Annotated in this window: 16 protein-coding genes; 13 read left to right on the top strand and 3 right to left on the bottom strand. The window is 61.1% G+C overall.

Going from position 1 to position 16196, the window contains the following annotated elements:
- Positions 1 to 209: 209 nt before the first annotated feature.
- Complete coding sequence (locus tag ACT8X9_RS09720; protein WP_444268849.1) at positions 210 to 785, bottom strand: uridine kinase family protein; 576 nt, start codon at positions 783 to 785, stop codon at positions 210 to 212.
- 274 nt (positions 786 to 1059) lie between these two features.
- Here ACT8X9_RS09720 and ACT8X9_RS09715 point away from each other — a divergent pair, with 274 nt between their 5' ends.
- The 6 genes from ACT8X9_RS09715 (at position 1060) to ACT8X9_RS09690 (ending at position 5524) form a co-directional block, all read left to right on the top strand.
- On the top strand, positions 1060 to 1638 hold the full coding sequence (locus tag ACT8X9_RS09715; RefSeq protein ID WP_444268848.1) for a DUF3793 family protein: 579 nt from the start codon (positions 1060 to 1062) through the stop codon (positions 1636 to 1638).
- Positions 1639 to 2075: 437 nt separating this feature from the next.
- A complete protein-coding gene (locus ACT8X9_RS09710; protein ID WP_249234218.1) occupies positions 2076 to 2291 on the top strand; it encodes a FeoA family protein in 216 nt (71 codons plus the stop codon).
- An 84-nt stretch (positions 2292 to 2375) separates the two neighbouring features.
- Positions 2376 to 2597: a FeoA family protein gene (locus ACT8X9_RS09705; protein WP_015565615.1), complete on the top strand. Its 222-nt coding sequence runs from the start codon at positions 2376 to 2378 to the stop codon at positions 2595 to 2597.
- 25 nt (positions 2598 to 2622) lie between these two features.
- Positions 2623 to 4815 (top strand): ferrous iron transport protein B, encoded by a 2193-nt coding sequence (feoB, locus tag ACT8X9_RS09700; protein ID WP_444268847.1) that lies wholly within the window; start codon positions 2623 to 2625, stop codon positions 4813 to 4815.
- A 36-nt stretch (positions 4816 to 4851) separates the two neighbouring features.
- Entirely contained in the window at positions 4852 to 5028 is a 177-nt protein-coding gene (locus tag ACT8X9_RS09695; protein WP_207677805.1) for a FeoB-associated Cys-rich membrane protein, read from the top strand.
- 100 nt (positions 5029 to 5128) lie between these two features.
- A complete protein-coding gene (locus tag ACT8X9_RS09690; RefSeq protein ID WP_444268846.1) occupies positions 5129 to 5524 on the top strand; it encodes a metal-dependent transcriptional regulator in 396 nt (131 codons plus the stop codon).
- Between the two features lie 65 nt (positions 5525 to 5589).
- Here ACT8X9_RS09690 and hflX read toward each other — a convergent pair whose 3' ends face one another.
- Together hflX and ACT8X9_RS09680 are read right to left on the bottom strand one after the other, a co-directional pair.
- Positions 5590 to 6855 (bottom strand): GTPase HflX, encoded by a 1266-nt coding sequence (hflX, locus tag ACT8X9_RS09685; protein ID WP_227621750.1) that lies wholly within the window; start codon positions 6853 to 6855, stop codon positions 5590 to 5592.
- Positions 6852 to 7460, bottom strand: a complete 609-nt coding sequence (locus ACT8X9_RS09680; RefSeq protein WP_444268845.1) for a GNAT family N-acetyltransferase — start codon at positions 7458 to 7460, stop codon at positions 6852 to 6854. The genes hflX and ACT8X9_RS09680 overlap by 4 nt, the downstream gene beginning before the upstream one ends.
- Before the next feature lie 201 nt (positions 7461 to 7661).
- Between ACT8X9_RS09680 and ACT8X9_RS09675 the strand changes: the two genes are divergently transcribed.
- From ACT8X9_RS09675 to ACT8X9_RS09645, 7 genes are all read left to right on the top strand, one after another.
- Positions 7662 to 9455, top strand: coding sequence for a bifunctional homocysteine S-methyltransferase/methylenetetrahydrofolate reductase (locus ACT8X9_RS09675; protein ID WP_444268844.1), 1794 nt, complete (start codon positions 7662 to 7664; stop codon positions 9453 to 9455).
- A gap of 405 nt (positions 9456 to 9860) precedes the next feature.
- A complete protein-coding gene (locus ACT8X9_RS09670; protein WP_444268843.1) occupies positions 9861 to 12566 on the top strand; it encodes a valine--tRNA ligase in 2706 nt (901 codons plus the stop codon).
- Positions 12567 to 12598: 32 nt separating this feature from the next.
- Positions 12599 to 13096, top strand: coding sequence for a VanZ family protein (locus ACT8X9_RS09665; protein ID WP_249234224.1), 498 nt, complete (start codon positions 12599 to 12601; stop codon positions 13094 to 13096).
- A gap of 4 nt (positions 13097 to 13100) precedes the next feature.
- The gene (locus tag ACT8X9_RS09660; protein ID WP_444268842.1) at positions 13101 to 14372 is read left to right on the top strand and encodes a folylpolyglutamate synthase; all 1272 of its coding nucleotides are present in this window, start codon (positions 13101 to 13103) and stop codon (positions 14370 to 14372) included.
- 86 nt (positions 14373 to 14458) lie between these two features.
- Positions 14459 to 14785: an anti-sigma factor antagonist gene (locus tag ACT8X9_RS09655; protein ID WP_227621742.1), complete on the top strand. Its 327-nt coding sequence runs from the start codon at positions 14459 to 14461 to the stop codon at positions 14783 to 14785.
- A gap of 1 nt (position 14786) precedes the next feature.
- On the top strand, positions 14787 to 15224 hold the full coding sequence (gene spoIIAB / locus ACT8X9_RS09650; RefSeq protein ID WP_412589211.1) for an anti-sigma F factor: 438 nt from the start codon (positions 14787 to 14789) through the stop codon (positions 15222 to 15224).
- Between the two features lie 22 nt (positions 15225 to 15246).
- Positions 15247 to 15921, top strand: coding sequence for a sigma-70 family RNA polymerase sigma factor (locus ACT8X9_RS09645; RefSeq protein WP_444268841.1), 675 nt, complete (start codon positions 15247 to 15249; stop codon positions 15919 to 15921).
- The last annotated feature ends 275 nt before the right edge of the window (positions 15922 to 16196 follow it).

Genomic DNA, 16196 nt, shown 5'->3' with positions numbered 1-16196 from the left:
GAGGGGGGAGTCGAAACACCCCTCCCTACCTCTGGCCCGCGCGGAGCGCAAGCCACTTGACCAAAAGAGAAAACATCCCCCGCGCCACCAGCGCGAAACCCTACTTAAAGAAAAAATCAGCCCTACTGCAACAGCGCTTTAATCCGCGCCACCAGCGCGCACGCCTACTTAAAGAAAACCAAGCCCCACCGCAAGAGCGCTCAACCCTGCTACCCCGTAACGACCGTCATCTCCGCGTTTCGTTCAATGGCATAGTCCGTAAAATATTCCTCTTCCAGCGGGATCCACCGCTGCACGAAATTCAGATACCGCTTCCCCTCCCGGGCACGAAGCCGCCGCATCTGTTCTTCCGCCGAGCAGATGACGAATACTTTTATATCATAGTAGGGCGCAAGGCTGGGGTGGTGGCTGTAGCTGCCCTCTACGATGACCAGCGGCGCAGGCCCGAGCACCCGGGGCGGCAGATAGGCACCCTCCCGGCAGGAGTAGGCCTTGTAACACACGGCCCGCCCGGCCCGTGCGGGCGCGACGGCCTCGGCCCGCAGCCGCTCGAGGTGCATATTGGCGCAGGGAATGCGCTCCCAGCCTGTGACCCGCTGGGGCGGCGGGAGATAAAAGTCGTCGGTGTGGAGGGTGATGCTCTGGGGAAAGCGCTCTGCCAGCTGTGCGGCCAGCGTTGTTTTGCCGCTGCCGCACCGGCCATCCAGCGCCACGAGGACGGTGGGCTGCTGCTTGAGCCGGGCCGTGATCAGGCCGGACAGCTCTTCGGGGGACACAAGATGCATGGGGACACCATTCCTTTGCTCAATGATCCTTTTGCCCAGTATAGCACGGCAGAGAAGATGGGGCAAATATTTTTGTAAAAAGGTGTTGACACAGGGCCAAAGCTATGATAAGATAATGTCACGTTAGGAATAACTAACCCAAAAGATTCCAAGAGACAAAGCGGCTGCTGCCGCGTTCTTTTTGCAGTGTTGGTTAGCTAATTCTAACTTGACCTTCTGCATAAGCATCGCGCCGCAGGGGACAATAGCAGAAAACAGGCAGGGAGGCCGGGAGATGGAACGCAACTTTGAGACTGTGATGATCGAGCAATGCGCCCCGGTGTTGGCTGGCCTGAAGCCTGCGGGACTCTTCCGCTATGAGACCAGAGACTGCGCAGACCTTGCCTGCCGCGTCCGCAGCTGGAATGAGCAGCTGGACGAAAAAGGCCTCTGCGTCCGCGTCCTCAAGGGCTGCATGCGGACGCACCAGTATCTCGTGTACGTCTACCGCGAGAGCAGGCTGCGCGTCCTACTGGCCCAGCCGCAGGTGCGGGACTTCCTGCGCGGCGAGGGCTACGACCTTCCCCGGCAGCCGGACGACTATGCGCTGCTGCTGCGGCAGCTGTCCCGAAGGCTCTGCTGTGAGGCGGATTTTCCCCATGAGATCGGCGTATTTCTGGGCTACCCCCTCCCCGATGTGGTGGGCTTTATCAAAAATGAGGGCCGCAACTTCACCTGCTGCGGCTGCTGGAAAGCCTACGGCGACCCTGCCGCTGCCCGGCAGCACTTCGCCCAGCTGAACAAGTGCACGGCAGTGTATCTCCGCCTGTTCCACAGCGGCACCCCCATCCAGCGTCTGGCCGTCGCAGCCTGACGCTTCTGAAATTCTGACATTCACTTCCAAATACTCTCTTTTTATCCTGGCGCCCGTCGGAGTCTGTTTGAAATAGACGATGACGGGAAGAAATCCTCCTTTTGACACACAGCCGCCCGGTGCAGAATACCCCCTGCACCGGGCGGCTGTGTCATATGTAAAAATTGTTAAATTTTTCTAAAAACCGGAGGATAAAATTTGTTAGTTCATACAAACTAACTTTTTTTGCGGAAAAACGATTGACAAAATTGGTTAGTAAGCGTAAACTATCTATGCTGATAGTTGCGACTGACTAACTGCCGTAGCTTTTCGGAGGGGGACGCGGGCATGAGCGAGCGCGTTGCGGCGTCTGGCTGGTGCGACCATCCCCGAGGACGAAAAAAGCGAACCGAAACGCTCCCCGCAGACTGGGGAGCACGAATGGGAGTGGAACAATTATGATGCCTTTGACTATGGCAAAAGCGGGCGAGACCGTCACCATCCGCAAGATCACCGGGAAGGATGAGGTGCGGCTGCATCTGGCCGAACTGGGTTTCGTGGTGGACAGTCAGGTGACGATCGTCAATGAGATCGCAGGCAACCTCATCGTTCAGGTCAAGGAGAGCCGTCTGGCCCTCGACAAGACGATGGCAAACCGCATTATGATCGGCTGAGCAGCGGCGAGACCGCTGTTTGGGAGACGCTCCGAAACTGGAATAGTCTCTGAATAGAAAGAAGACAAGCAGAGGAGGATTTTTATGAAGACTCTGAAAGACGTTAAGGTCGGCGAGACTGCCACCGTGGCGCGCCTGCACGGCGAAGGCCCGGTGAAGCGCCGCATCATGGACATGGGCATCACCAAGGGCGTTGAAATTTATGTCCGCAAGGTCGCCCCTCTGGGCGACCCGATGGAGCTGACCGTGCGCAACTACGAACTGAGCGTGCGCAAGGCCGACGCTGAAATGATCGAAGTCGTTTGATCGCAACGAGAGGAAAGGAGCTGCAATGAGTATCAAAATTGCACTGGCCGGCAACCCGAACTGCGGTAAAACTACCCTGTTCAATAATCTGACCGGCTCGAACCAGTACGTCGGCAACTGGCCCGGCGTTACCGTCGAGAAGAAGGAAGGCAAGCTGAAGGGCGAGAAGGATGTCATCATTCAGGATCTGCCCGGCATCTACTCCCTGTCTCCGTACACTCTGGAGGAGGTCGTCTCCCGTACTTATCTGGTCAAGGAGAAGCCCGACGCCATCCTGAACATCATCGATGGCACCAACATCGAGCGCAACCTGTACCTGACCACCCAGCTCATCGAGCTGGGCATCCCCGTGGTCATGGCAGTCAACATGATCGACCTCGTCCGCAAGAACGGCGACAAGATCGACCTGAAGAAGCTGAGCGCCGAGCTGGGCTGTCAGGCAGTCGAGATCAGCGCCCTGAAGGGCGAGGGCACCGAGGCCGCTGCAAAGGCTGCTATGGCTGCTGCAAAGGCAGGCAAGGCCGGCGAGCTGCCCCACGTCTTTACCGGCAGCGTCGAGCACGCCATCGCGCACATCGAGGAGTCCATTCAGGGCAAGGTCGATGACCGCTTCCTGCGCTGGTACGCCGTCAAGCTGTTCGAGCGCGACGACAAGGTCATGGATGAGCTGAAGCTGTCCTCCGACCTGACCGCGCACATCGACCAGCACATCAAGGACTGCGAGGCTGAGATGGACGATGATGCCGAGAGCATCATCACCAACCAGCGTTACGCCTACATCAACGGTGTCGTCGATAAGGCTGTCAAGAAGAAGGCCCGCGTCGAGCACCTGACCGTTTCGGATAAGATCGACCAGATCGTCACCAACCGTGTTCTGGCTCTGCCCATCTTCGCAGTCATCATGTATCTGATGTACTCCCTGTCTATGGGCACTTCCATCGCCGACGGCGGCTGGGCCATCGGTACGTTTGCGACCGACTGGACCAACGACGTCCTGTTCGGTGAGATCGTCCCCAGCGCGCTGGGCGGCTTCCTCGAGAGCATCGGCGTGGCGGGCTGGCTGTACGGCCTGATCATGGACGGCATCGTTGCCGGTGTCGGCGCGGTTCTGGGCTTCGTTCCCCAGATGCTGGTCCTGTTCTTCCTACTGTCCATTCTGGAGGATGTCGGCTATATGTCCCGTGTCGCCTTCATCATGGACCGTATCTTCCGCAAGTTCGGCCTGTCCGGCAAGAGCTTTATCCCCGTGCTGGTCGGTACGGGCTGCGGCGTCCCGGGCGTCATGGCTTCCCGTACCATTGAGAACGAGCGCGACCGCCGCATGACCATCATGACCACCTGCTTCATCCCCTGCGGCGCAAAGATGCCCATCATCGGCCTCATCGCAGGTGCTCTGTTCGGTGGTTCTTCTCTGGTGGCTGTCTCCGCTTACTTCATCGGCATGGCTGCCATCATCTGCTCCGGCATCATCCTGAAGAAGACCAAGGCCTTTGCAGGCGACCCTGCTCCCTTTGTCATGGAGCTGCCTGCTTACCATGTCCCCGCTTGGGGCAATGTCTTCCGCGCTACTTGGGAGCGCGGCTGGTCCTTCATCAAGCGCGCCGGCTCCGTGATCCTGCTGGCAACCGTCATTCTGTGGTTCCTGCAGGGCTTCGGCTTCGAGAATGGCGCCTTCGGCATGGTCGAGGATCAGGACAACTCCGTGCTGGCTGCTATCGCCACAAAGATCGCATGGATCTTTGCTCCTCTGGGCTTCGGCAACTGGAAGGCAACGGTCGCTTCTGTCTCCGGCCTGATCGCAAAGGAGAACGTCGTCGGTACCTTCGGCGTCCTGTATCACTTCGGCGGCGAGGAGCTGTCTGAGAACGGCGATGAGATCTGGAGCCTCGTTGCGGCAGATTACACCGCTCTGAGCGCTTATGCATTCATGATCTTCAACCTGCTGTGCGCTCCCTGCTTCGCTGCTATGGGTGCGATCAAGCGTGAGATGAACAACGGCAAGTGGACGGCATTCGCCATCGGCTATATGTGCGCACTGGCCTACTGCTCTGCTCTGGTCGTGTACCAGCTGGGCGGCCTCATCACTGGTGAAGTCGGCTTCAACTTCTTCACCGTCGTGGCCGTGGTCATCGTCGCTGCCTTCCTGTATCTGATGTTCCGTCCCAACAAGTATGTGAACGACAACGAAGTCAAGATCGACGTTTCCAAGATCAAGTAAAAATTTCTCAAAACGCGCTGAAAGGAGTGCATTTTTATGATGGAGTTTCTGGCTGCGAATTTTAATCTGCCGACGATCATCGTCGGAGCCATCGTGTTTGGCGGTGTGGGCTGGATCACATGGCACTCTCATAAGCACGGCGGCTGCAGTGGATGCAGCGGCGGCTGTGACTGCGGCGGAAGCTGCAGCAGCTGCAAGGGCGGCTGCCACTGAGCCATAATGGAAGAGAAGGGGGCGCGGGTCAGAGCTTTGGCCCGCGCCCCTTTTGAAGATCGAGAGTTAGTGTGACAGAACGAAAAGAGAGTGATACGAGATGGAACTGACGCCGGCACACCTGCGCTACCTGCTGGCCATCTATGAGGTCTCGCAGACCCATCTGGACATCAGCTCCCGCAGCATTGCCGAGAAGCTGGGCGTGACCAAGCCCTCGGTAGTGCGGGTGATGAATCTGCTGATGGAGCGGGGAATGATCGTCAAGGAATATTACGGCAAGATCTACCTCACCGACCGGGGCATCTTTGTGGCCCGGGAGGTCAGAAAGCAGCTGGACGAGGTGCTTGCCCACTTCCCGCCGGTGGAAGCAGAGCTGACCGACGAGGAGCGGCTGACCGCTGCCCTCGCCCTGACCGCGGCCCTGCCGGAACGGGTCTTTACCGGACGGTACGACCAGCTGATGGACTTGGCGGAAATGCCCCCGGCTGCGGGCTGACCGCCTGCCAAGACAGCAAAAGAGCCAGACTCAGCCTGAGTCTGGCTCTTTTTGGGTGCAGGATGTCAGACGAGGTAGCCCTCGAAGCAGTGGAGATCCTCGGTCTTTACGATGCCCTCAAGGTAGAGGCCGTCTTCGCGGTACTCCTCCAGCTGGACGCTGCCGCGCTCCCGCATGGGGGCGGCGAGGCCCAGCTTGTCGTAGGGCAGCAGGACGCGGATGGTGTGGACGCGGTCGCTGAGGGTCTCGTCCAGCTTTTGCAGCAGCTTGTCGAGTCCGTAGCCGGTCTTGGCACTGGTGAGCAGGATGTCGGGGTCAAAGCTCAGTGCACCGGGCTTGTCGCACTTGTTGTAGACGGTCAGGCGGGGGATGTCGGCGCAGTCGAGGCCGTCCAGCACCTCGTCGGTGACGGCCAGCTGCTCTTCCCGCTGCTCGTCGCCTGCGTCGGCCACCCGGACGATGACGTCCGACCATGCGGCCTCTTCCAGCGTGGACTTGAAAGCCTCCACCAGATTGTGGGGCAGGCGGGAGACGAAGCCGACGGTGTCCACCAGCAGCACCGCCATGCCGCTGGGCAGGACGAGCTTCCGGCTGGTGGGGTCGAGGGTGGCGAAGAGCATATCTGCCTCGGCGACGCTGGGGCCGCAGAGGGCGTTCATCAGGCTGGATTTACCGACATTGGTGTAGCCCACGAGGCTGACCACCGGCATCCCGGTCTTGGCGCGGGCCTTCCGGCTCTCGCCCCGGCGCTTTTCCATCTCGGCCAGCTTCTCGGCCAGCGCGTCGATGCGGGCGTGGACGTGGCGGCGGTCCAGCTCCAGCTTGGTCTCACCGGCACCGCGGCGTGCACCGCCGCCGCCGCCACCGCCGCCGCCCTGGCGGCTCAGGCTCTCGCCCATGCCCTGTAAGCGGGGCAGGCGGTAGCGCAGCAGGGCCAGCTCGGTCTGAAGCTTGCCCTCGTTGGTCACAGCGCGGCTGCGGAAGATCTCGAGGATGAGCATGGTGCGGTCGATGACCTCGAGGCCTCCCAGCGCAGTGGAGATGTTGCGGATCTGGCTGCCGGTCAGCTCGCCGTCAAAGACGGCGCACACGGCCCCCAGCTCTGCGGCGGCAGCGGCGGCTTCTTCCAGCTTGCCGCTGCCCAGCACGATGCCGGTCTCGGGGGTCTGGCGCTTCTGGGTGACTTCGGCCACGGCCTCCATGTGGTTGGCCTCACACAGCGCGGCCAGCTCGGCGAGGCTGCGCTCGCAGTCCCACAGGCCCTGATCGAGGGCCAGCAAAATTACCTTCGTCGGGGGTGTTTCCACTAAAATATCGTAAAGTTCGCTCAAAATGATTCCTTTCGTTCCAGATAATGCTCTCTTGTCAGTGCATAGCACCTGCAGGGGACGGGGGAGCCGTCGAATTTGTGGTACTCTGCGTTATGGTCGTAAACGAAGCCTGCTTTGGTCATGACCCTGCCGCTGGCGGGATTTTCGGCGGCATGGCAGCAGGCAAGCCAATTACTGTCCGTATTCTTGAACCAGTATTCTACCAAAGCGTCCAGCGCCTCGGTGGTATAGCCCTTGTTCCACCAGCCTCTGCCGATGCAGTAGCCCGGCTCCCAGATGCCCGCAGAAATATCCCGCCCGGGCCACTCGGTCTTCTGCTGCGGCTCACCCGCAAGGCTGTTGTAGATGCTGATGGAGCCGAACACCTGCCCGGAGGCCTTTTCCACGATGGCCCACTGGTAGTAGTCCTCGTTGGGGTAGAGCAGCGCCCATGCGGTCAGCAGCTCCCGCGTCTCGGCCACATCTTTATGCGGCGTCCAGCGCAGCCAGCGGGTGACCTCCGGGTCGCTGGCCCAGTTGGCGTACATCATCGGGGCATCGGACGGCAGAAGGCGGCGCAGAAGCAGCCGCGGCGTTTCGATCTCCTGTGTGCCGGCGTGGCGCATGATACATTCCTCCAAACTGCTATAAATATGCATAGAATAGCACAAAAGCGGCTCCGGTGCAAGCAAAAATGGGCCATTGAGAGACAAAAATGCTTGACAAGTGCGCAAACTTCATTAAACTGAAGATGACTGCACAAAAGCTCCGTCCCGGGGGAGCCGGGAAAAATAGAGGGAAAAACGAAGAAAAAGGAGAACCTTACGATGACGGACATCCGAGAGTATCTTACCCATAAGCCGCTGCTGTTCGACGGCGGCATGGGTACCTATTATAAAGCCGCGCCGGGCGTAGAATGCGAGCTGGCGAACCTCACCGACCCCGAAGGGGTGAAGCGGGTCCACGCCGAGTATCTGGCGGCGGGCGCACAGGCCATCAAAACCAACACCTTCGGCCTGCCCCGGATGGCAGCGGCCCAGATGCCGGGCTGGGAAGAGCTGGCCGAGGCGGGCTGGAAGCTGGCCTGCGACGCCGCCGCCGAGAAGGACGCCGCCGTCTTTGCGGACCTCGGCCCGGCTCTGGACACAGAGGCCGCCCCGGCCAGCAGTGCCTACGGCCTTGCAGCCCAGCAGTTCGCGGCGCTGGGGGCAAAGAATTTTCTTTTTGAGACACTCAGCTCGGATGTGGGCGTGGTGGAGGCTGTGAAGGCCCTCCGGGTAGCTGTGCCGGACGCCTTCGTCATGGTGTCTTTCGCAGTGCTGCCGGACGGCTACACCCGCGAGGGCCTGCTGTTCCGCGACCTGCTGCACCGGATGGAGGGCAGCGGCGTGGTGGATGCCGTGGGCCTGAACTGCGTTTCGGCTCCGGGCGCGATGAAGAAGCTGGTGCAGGGGCTGGGCGAGACGCGGCTGCCCCTGTCGGTGATGCCCAACGCGGGCTATCCGGTCGTCACCCGGGCGCGGGTGCTGTATCAGGGCAAGCCGGAGTATTTCGCCCGGGAGATGGGCCAGATCGCAGCCGCCGGTGTCCGCATTCTGGGCGGCTGCTGCGGCACGACCCCTGCCCACATTGCGGCCCTGCGGGCAGAGCTGGATGCTCTGCCCCGGCAGACTGGAGCCGCCCCGGCCGCAAAACTTTCCACCGTCGCCGCGCCGGAGGTGGAAAAAGACGACACCTTCCTGCGGAAGCTGGACAAAGGCGAAAAAGTCATCGCCATTGAGCTGGACTCTCCCCGGGTGGCCGACCTGAGCGGCTATCTGGACGGCGCACGGAGATTGCAGGCCGCAGGTGCCGACCTGCTGACCATCGCCGACTGCCCCATCGCACAGGCTCGGATGGATTCCTCCCTCGTGGCCTGCCGGGTGCACCGGGAACTGGGAATGTGCGCCCTGCCTCACATGACCTGCCGCGACCGCAATCTGAACGCCACGAAAGCCCTTCTGCTGGGCCTCTACGCCGAGGGCGTGCGGGAGGTGCTGGCCATCACCGGCGACCCCATCCCCACCGCAGAGCGGGACGAGGTGAAGAATGTTTACCAGTTCAACTCCCGCAAGCTGGCCCAGTACATCGTCTCTCTGGCCGGGGAGGGCCGGGAGATGCCCTCGCCTATGACGGTGTTCGGCGCACTGAACCTCAACGCCCGGAATTTCGACGTGGAACTCCGCCGGGCCGTGGAAAAGCTGGAAAACGGGATGGCGGGATTCCTGACCCAGCCGGTGCTCTCGGCACAGGCAGTGGAAAATCTCCGCAAGGCCCGTCAGACGCTGGGCGAACGGGCGAAGATCCTGGCCGGCATCATGCCGGTGGTCAGCCAGCGGAACGCCATCTTCATGGAAAATGAGATCAACGGCATCCATGTGGAGGAGGACATCATCCAGCGCTTTGCGGGCCTCGACCGGGAGCAGGGCGAGGCGCTGGGCCTTGAGGTGTCGATGCAGATGGCTCGGGAGGCCCTGCCCTACGCCGACGGCTTCTACCTCATGACCCCCTTCAACCGGGTGGCTTTGATGGAGCGGCTCATCGCCCGGCTCCGGACCGAGCTTCTGGACGCGGAGGGGTGAGAAAAGAAATAAAATCTGCCTGACGCAGGGAGCGAGGGCCCCGCACAAGGGTGTGAAAATTTTGTTCCGGTCAAAAAGAGATTGACAAAACGCACAAAAAACGCTATATTCTTTTTATAAATGCAAGGAAAAAGAGTGTGCGCTGTTTTGGAACTGCCATCCAGAGAGCCGGGGGGCTGCTGAAAACCCGGTATGGCGGTGCGGCGTGCTGTCGCTTTTGAGCAGAGGCGGGGAAAGGGAGTAGTCGTCTCCGGGTCTGCCCCACGTTATCGGGGCATCAAGGGGCACGCGGCAAAGCGCTGTGTGCAATTTGGGTGGTACCGCGGTTATATTCAGCCGTCCCATGGAACGCTCCGTGGGGCGGCTTTTTTCGTCCCACCAATCAATCATCCGGGAGGATTCTCTATGAAAGAACTCGCAAAGCAGTATGATCCGAGCCAGGTGGAAGACCGCATCTACCAGTTCTGGCTGGATGGCGGCTACTTCCACACGAAGGCCGACCCCGACAAGAAGCCCTACACCATCGTCATGCCCCCTCCGAACGTCACCGGCCAGCTCCACATGGGCCACGCCGTGGACAACACCATGCAGGACATCCTGATCCGCACCAAGCGGATGCAGGGCTACGCTGCCCTGTGGGTGCCCGGCACCGACCACGCCTCCATCGCTACCGAGGCCAAGGTCGTGGAGGCCATGCGTGCGGAAGGCCTGACCAAGGAGATGGTGGGCCGCGACGGCTTCCTCGAGCGTGCATGGGCTTGGAAGACCAAATACGGCAACCGCATCGTCAGCCAGCTCAAGAAGCTGGGCAGCAGCTGCGACTGGGAGCGTGAGCGCTTCACCATGGACGAGGGCTGCTCCGAGGCCGTCAAGGAGGTCTTTGTCCGCCTGTACGACAAGGGCCTCATCTACCGCGGCAACCGCATGGTCAACTGGTGCCCCCACTGCAACACCTCCATCTCCGACGCTGAGGTGGAGTATGAGGAGAAGGACGGCAATTTCTGGCATCTGCTCTACCCGGTCAAGGAGACCGGCGAGATGCTGGAGCTGGCCACCACCCGTCCCGAGACCATGCTGGGCGATACCGCCGTCGCCATCAACGGCGAGGACCCCCGCTACGCCCACCTGCACGGCTGCCACGTCGTCCTGCCCCTGCTGAACAAGGAGATCCCCATCGTCTGCGACGAGCACGCCGACATGACCAAGGGCACCGGCGTCGTCAAGATCACGCCGGCCCACGACCCCAACGACTTCGAGGTCGGCCTGCGCCATGACCTGCCCATCGTCCGCGTCTTCACCTACGACGGCCACATGACCGGTGCCGCCGACAAGGCTGCGGCCGACGCCCTGTTTGCTGCCGGGAAGAACACCGTCAACGAGCCTCATGTTCTGGACTGCGGCAAGTACGCCGGCATGACCACCCTCGAGGCCCGCAAGGCCATCCTTGCCGACCTGAAGGAAGGCGGCTTCCTGAAGGAGATCGAGCCGCTGAAGCACGAGGTCGGCACCTGCTACCGCTGCCACTCCACCATCGAGCCGATGGTGTCCAAGCAGTGGTTCGTCAAGATGGAGCCTCTGGCAGAGCCTGCCATCGAGAGCGTGGAGAAGGGTGACATCAAGTTCGTGCCCGAGCGCTTCACCAAGAACTATATGAACTGGATGAAGAACACCCGCGACTGGTGCATCAGCCGCCAGCTGTGGTGGGGCCACCAGATCCCGGCATGGTACTGCGACGACTGCGGCGAGACTGTGGTCGCCAAGAGTGCACCCTGCACCTGCCCCAAGTGCGGCAGCGCAAAGCTGACGCAGGACCCCGACACCCTCGACACCTGGTTCTCCTCCGCGCTGTGGCCCTTCAGCACGCTGGGCTGGCCCAATGAGGAGAGCGCAGACCTCAAGTATTTCTACCCCACCAACACCCTCGTCACCGGTTACGACATCATCGGCTTCTGGGTCAGCCGCATGATCTTCTCCGGTCTTGCCTACACTGGTAAGGCCCCCTTCGACACCGTCTGCATCCACGGCATCGTCCGCGACAGTCAGGGCCGCAAGATGTCCAAGAGCCTTGGCAACGGCATCGACCCGCTGGAGGTCATCGCCCAGTACGGCGCGGACGCCCTGCGCTTCATGCTGGTGGACGGCTCCACCCCGGGCAACGATATGCGCTACAGCGAGAAGAAGGTGGAGGCTGCCCGCAACTTTGCAAACAAGCTGTGGAACGCCACCCGCTTCGTGCTGATGAACCTGCCCGAGGACTTCCAGCCCGGCCTGCCCAGTGAGGACAAGCTGGACATGAGCGACAAGTGGGTGCTGACCAAGCTGAATCAGGTGGCCGGTGCCATGAGCGACAACCTCGACCACTACGAGATGGGTCTGGCTGCGGCGAAGATCAACAGCTTCATCTGGGACGTCTACTGCGACTGGTTCATCGAGATCGCAAAGCCCCGCCTGAACTCCGGCGACGCCGAGCAGGCCGACACCGCCCGCCGCGTGCTGGTGTATGTGCTGGACAAGGCCCTCAAGCTGCTGCACCCCTTCATGCCCTTTATCACCGAGGAGCTGTATCAGGCCCTGCCCGGCTCTGCCGAGACCATTATGACGCAGGAATGGCCCACCGTGGACGAGAGCCACAACTGGGCAGAGGAAGAGGAAGCCTTCGAGAAAGTGATGGACTACATCAAGGCTGTGCGTACCATGCGCACCGAGATGAACGTCCACCCTGCCAAGAAGACCAGCATGATCATCGAGACGGCCGACCCGGCCCCCTTCCAGAACGCCGAAGTCTATCTGGCAAAGTTCGCGTTCGCCACCGATGTGACCTTTACCGCCAAGTATGAGGGCAGCACCGACGGCATGGTGCAGGTGTCCACCCACGCAGCCCGCGGCTTCATCCCCATGATGGAGCTGATCGACCGTGACAAGGAGCTGGCCCGCCTGAACAAGGAAAAGGCCAAGGCCGAGAAAGAGCTGGCCATGTTCGAGAACCAGCTCAACAACCCCAAGTTCGTCGAGCGCGCCCCTGCCGCACTGGTGGAGGACATCCGCGCCAAGCACGCCAAGAGTCAGGATAAGCTCGCCAACATTGAGCAGAGCATCAAGGCTCTGGGCTGATGCGGGGAAAGGAGTTACCCACGGAGTCCAATATGCAAAAGACCTCTCCTTGGCTCATTGCGACGCGAGTCCTCTTTACCTTCGCGCTCATCGCCTGCATCGTGTTCATCTTCTCGAACTCCATGCAGATCGCCGACGTCTCATCTGTGGCCAGCGGCAGGGCGCTGACCCTGATGCGAAAGGTGTTCACCCGGCTGGGGATGCCCGGCATCGCCAGCCGCCTGACCGACCACATCGTGCGCAAGATGGCACATTTCTGCGAGTATATGCTGGAAGGCTTCCTGCTGACGCTCTGCCTGCGGGTCTACACCCGGCGGTTCGTCCGCCACATCTCGTGGCCTATTCTGGGCGGTCTGCTCACGGCCCTGACCGACGAGACCATCCAGATGTTCAGCGATGGCCGGAGCAGCCAGATCACCGATGTCTGGCTGGATTTTTCCGGCGTGCTGACCGGCATTCTGGTGGGGATGTTCTGTCTGGCCCTGTGCAGGATGTGCTATCTGCTCTACAAACATCGAAATGAGGATTGACGCAATGACCATCGAACAGGCAAACGAATATTTTTCCTCTCTGCCCGAGGGCTTTGCCCCGGCGGAGGAGCTGAGCGCTGCCCTGACGGCGGATGCCCGGAAGGTGCAGTTCGTCGGCGTGGCCGGTACGGCGGGCAAGACCGCTGCCGCCGGTCTGCTGACGGCGATCCTGCGGGAGGCAGCGTTCCACACCGGCTTCTACCGTGCCGGATGCGAGCCGCTGTCGGCCCGCATCGCCATCGGCGGCGTGTCGGTGGACCCGGTGCTGTTCTGTCAGGCCGCAGAGGCCCTCAGCGCCGCAAAGCCTCTGCCCCGCGCAGCGGCAGAGCTGGCGGCTGCGGCCTGCTGCTTCGGTGCGGCAGGCTGTAAGCTGGCTGTGGTGGAGCTGCCGGATGCCGGTCTGGCGGCTGCCCTGCCCAGTATGCCGGTCTGCGCCGTCACAGCCATCGGCCCCGACGGCGTGAGTCGTTCGGTGGAGCGTCTGGCCGCGCTGGCGGCGGGCGTCATGCGGAAAGGCGCGGTCTGCGTCACCGCGCCGGAGCAGCCGAAGGCTGTCCTGAGCGAGCTGGTGGTGGCCGCAGCCAAGGCGGAGTGCGAGCTTGTGGTGCCCGACGCCGAGGACATCACCTTCCTTGAGGCGGAAAAATTCACCAGCCGGGTGGACTACGGCGGATACACCGCGCCGCTGGCCTTCCTTGGCCGTCACGCGGCGGGCAATGCCGCCGTCGCAGTCGAGCTGGCGCTGGCCCTCTGGCGGAAGGGCTTCGAGATCCCCGATGAGGCCATTCTGGCGGGCCTTGCCGCTGTGGAGAACCGCAGCAGCATCCGCGTCCTGTCCCAGAAGCCCCTCATCATCCTCGACGCCTGCCGTACCCCCCAGCAGGCCGCAGCCCTTCTGCGTGTCCTCAATATGGCCAAGGTGCGCCACATGAGCGCCATCATCGGCCTGACCGGGGAGGAGGGCGCAGAGGCCTTCTTTTCCGTGCTGGAAAGCGGTCTGACCCCTGAGGAACAGAAGAAGGACAAGGGGACGATGCCCGGCATGAGCGAGAACCCCTTCGACAAAGTCTTCCTCGTTGCCCCGGCGGGGACGGAAGCTGCGCTGGCCGAGCGCCTGACCGAAAAGGCACGGTATCACTTCGACGCCGTGCTCTGCCCGTCGCTGGCCGACGCCGTCAAGCAGGCGAAAGCCAACAGCCGCCGCGGCCTGCTGGTCTGCGGCAGTGAGGCCATCGCCCTCGAGACTGAGAAACTGTTGAGCGACACCGTTCTCTAAAAAATAACCCGAAAGACCTGTACACTGAAAAGGTGTACAGGTCTTTTCTTTATCCAGAAAAAAGGACAAGCAAAGGAGATGAGGATATGGCAACCGTGACTTTCAGCGCGGCAGACGATGTGCTCTACGCCTATCTGGCCGGGGAGATCGACCACGATGCGGCGCAGGGGCTGCGCATCCAGCTGGACGACGCCCTGCTGACCCGCAGCCCCCGCATTCTGGTCATGGATCTCGGCGGAGTGGGATTCATGGATTCGTCGGGCATTGGGCTGATCTTAGGGCGGCAGCGCTGTGCCCGGACGCTGGGCGGCAGCCTGCGCATCCAGCACGCGCCGGAACAGCTCCGGCGGGTCTTACAGCTTGCAGGCATTCCCTGCACCGAGCCGGGCGGGGAAATATCAGGAGGGATATGAAATGAAAGCGGAAAACAGTGTGAAGATCCAGTTTGACTCCCTGAGTGCCAACGAGGCCTTTGCCCGGGGCGCGGCGGCAGCATTTCTGGCCCGGTACGACCCCACCGTGCCCCAGCTGGCAGACATCAAGACAGCAGTATCCGAGGCAGTGACCAACTGCATCGTCCACGCTTACCCCGACCGCATCGGCCCGGTGACGCTGTGCATCGCAGTCTACCCGGAACGGCTGGTCAAGATCACGGTGATGGATAAAGGTGTCGGCATCCCGGACATCGGGCGGGCGATGGAGCCGCTCTTCACCACCGGCAACCCGGAGGAGCGCTCCGGTCTGGGCTTTGCCGTGATGCAGAGCTTTATGGATAAGGTCAAGGTGTCCTCCCAGCCCGGTAAGGGGACGCGGGTGGTGCTGACCAAACGGCTGGATGAGCGCTCTACATAATAAAAGAAAAGAGGGCGTTGCAATGGTAACGGACAAGACCCGGCGGAGTGCATTCATCGAGCAGAATCTGGGGCTGGTGCATTCCTGCGCCGGGCGGTTCCGGGGCAGGGGCATCGAGTACGATGACCTCTACAGCGCGGGGTGCATGGGGCTGGTCAAGGCCTATGACGGCTTTGACGAGTCGCGGGGCGTCTGTTTTTCCACCTATGCCGTGCCGGTCATTCTGGGGGAGATCAAAAAGCTGTTCCGGGATGGCGGCACCGTGAAGGTGAGCCGGTCGCTCAAAGAGCTGAGCCTGCGCATCAATGCGGCACGGGAGCATCACTGCAAGCTCTGCGGAGTGGAGCCGACCCTGTCGCAGTTGGCGGAGGAACTGGGGGAGAGTGTGGAGAACATCACGCTGGCCATTCAGGCGGCCCAGCCTGCGGTGAGTCTGACGCCGGAGAACCGGGAAGAGAGCGACCGACAGATGGACATTCCGGTAGAGTCGCCGGAGGAAGAGCTTGCCGATAAGATCAGTCTGGCAGAGGTGCTGAAAGGCCTGCCGGAAGAAGACAGGCGCATCATCCAGCTTCGTTTCTATGGAGGAAAGACCCAGAGCGACACTGCAAAGCTGCTGCATACGACGCAGGTGCAGATCTCCCGGCGGGAGCGCAAGATATTGAAGGTGATGCGGGACAGGCTGCTGGATGAATGACAAGACAGAATGGTCAAATCCGGGAGAAAAAACTGGGCAAAAAGACGAACCGAGAAATAATTCGAAAAAAGTGTAAAAAAGACTTGCTTTTTGAGAAATCCTGTGCTAGAATATATAAACGTCAGGCAGACGTCTGACAGAAACGTCTCTGAAATGAGCGACAGAAAAGCACGAAGGTCGATTGGTTCTCCCAAGAACTTCAAAAAATCTTCAAAAAAGTGCTTGACAAAAAACCACTTCTGTGGTAAAATAATCAAGTCGTCAGCCGCTTGGCT

The sequence above is a fragment of the Faecalibacterium sp. genome (assembly GCF_052358865.1).
GTDB lineage: Bacteria > Bacillota > Clostridia > Oscillospirales > Ruminococcaceae > Faecalibacterium > Faecalibacterium butyricigenerans.
Note: the sequence above shows the minus strand (reverse complement) of the source record. Positions and strands in the feature narration are given on the sequence as shown.

Bases quoted from the DNA above. Each gene is read 5' to 3' on its own strand.
- ACT8X9_RS09720 (WP_444268849.1), bottom strand. From the start codon at position 785: ATGCATCTTGTGTCCCCCGAAGAGCTGTCCGGCCTGATCACGGCCCGG.
- ACT8X9_RS09715 (WP_444268848.1), top strand. From the start codon at position 1,060: ATGGAACGCAACTTTGAGACTGTGATGATCGAGCAATGCGCCCCGGTG.
- ACT8X9_RS09710 (WP_249234218.1), top strand. From the start codon at position 2,076: ATGATGCCTTTGACTATGGCAAAAGCGGGCGAGACCGTCACCATCCGC.
- ACT8X9_RS09705 (WP_015565615.1), top strand. From the start codon at position 2,376: ATGAAGACTCTGAAAGACGTTAAGGTCGGCGAGACTGCCACCGTGGCG.
- feoB (WP_444268847.1), top strand. From the start codon at position 2,623: ATGAGTATCAAAATTGCACTGGCCGGCAACCCGAACTGCGGTAAAACT.
- ACT8X9_RS09695 (WP_207677805.1), top strand. From the start codon at position 4,852: ATGATGGAGTTTCTGGCTGCGAATTTTAATCTGCCGACGATCATCGTC.
- ACT8X9_RS09690 (WP_444268846.1), top strand. From the start codon at position 5,129: ATGGAACTGACGCCGGCACACCTGCGCTACCTGCTGGCCATCTATGAG.
- ACT8X9_RS09680 (WP_444268845.1), bottom strand. From the start codon at position 7,460: ATGCGCCACGCCGGCACACAGGAGATCGAAACGCCGCGGCTGCTTCTG.
- ACT8X9_RS09675 (WP_444268844.1), top strand. From the start codon at position 7,662: ATGACGGACATCCGAGAGTATCTTACCCATAAGCCGCTGCTGTTCGAC.
- ACT8X9_RS09670 (WP_444268843.1), top strand. From the start codon at position 9,861: ATGAAAGAACTCGCAAAGCAGTATGATCCGAGCCAGGTGGAAGACCGC.
- ACT8X9_RS09665 (WP_249234224.1), top strand. From the start codon at position 12,599: ATGCAAAAGACCTCTCCTTGGCTCATTGCGACGCGAGTCCTCTTTACC.
- ACT8X9_RS09660 (WP_444268842.1), top strand. From the start codon at position 13,101: ATGACCATCGAACAGGCAAACGAATATTTTTCCTCTCTGCCCGAGGGC.
- ACT8X9_RS09655 (WP_227621742.1), top strand. From the start codon at position 14,459: ATGGCAACCGTGACTTTCAGCGCGGCAGACGATGTGCTCTACGCCTAT.
- spoIIAB (WP_412589211.1), top strand. From the start codon at position 14,787: ATGAAAGCGGAAAACAGTGTGAAGATCCAGTTTGACTCCCTGAGTGCC.
- ACT8X9_RS09645 (WP_444268841.1), top strand. From the start codon at position 15,247: ATGGTAACGGACAAGACCCGGCGGAGTGCATTCATCGAGCAGAATCTG.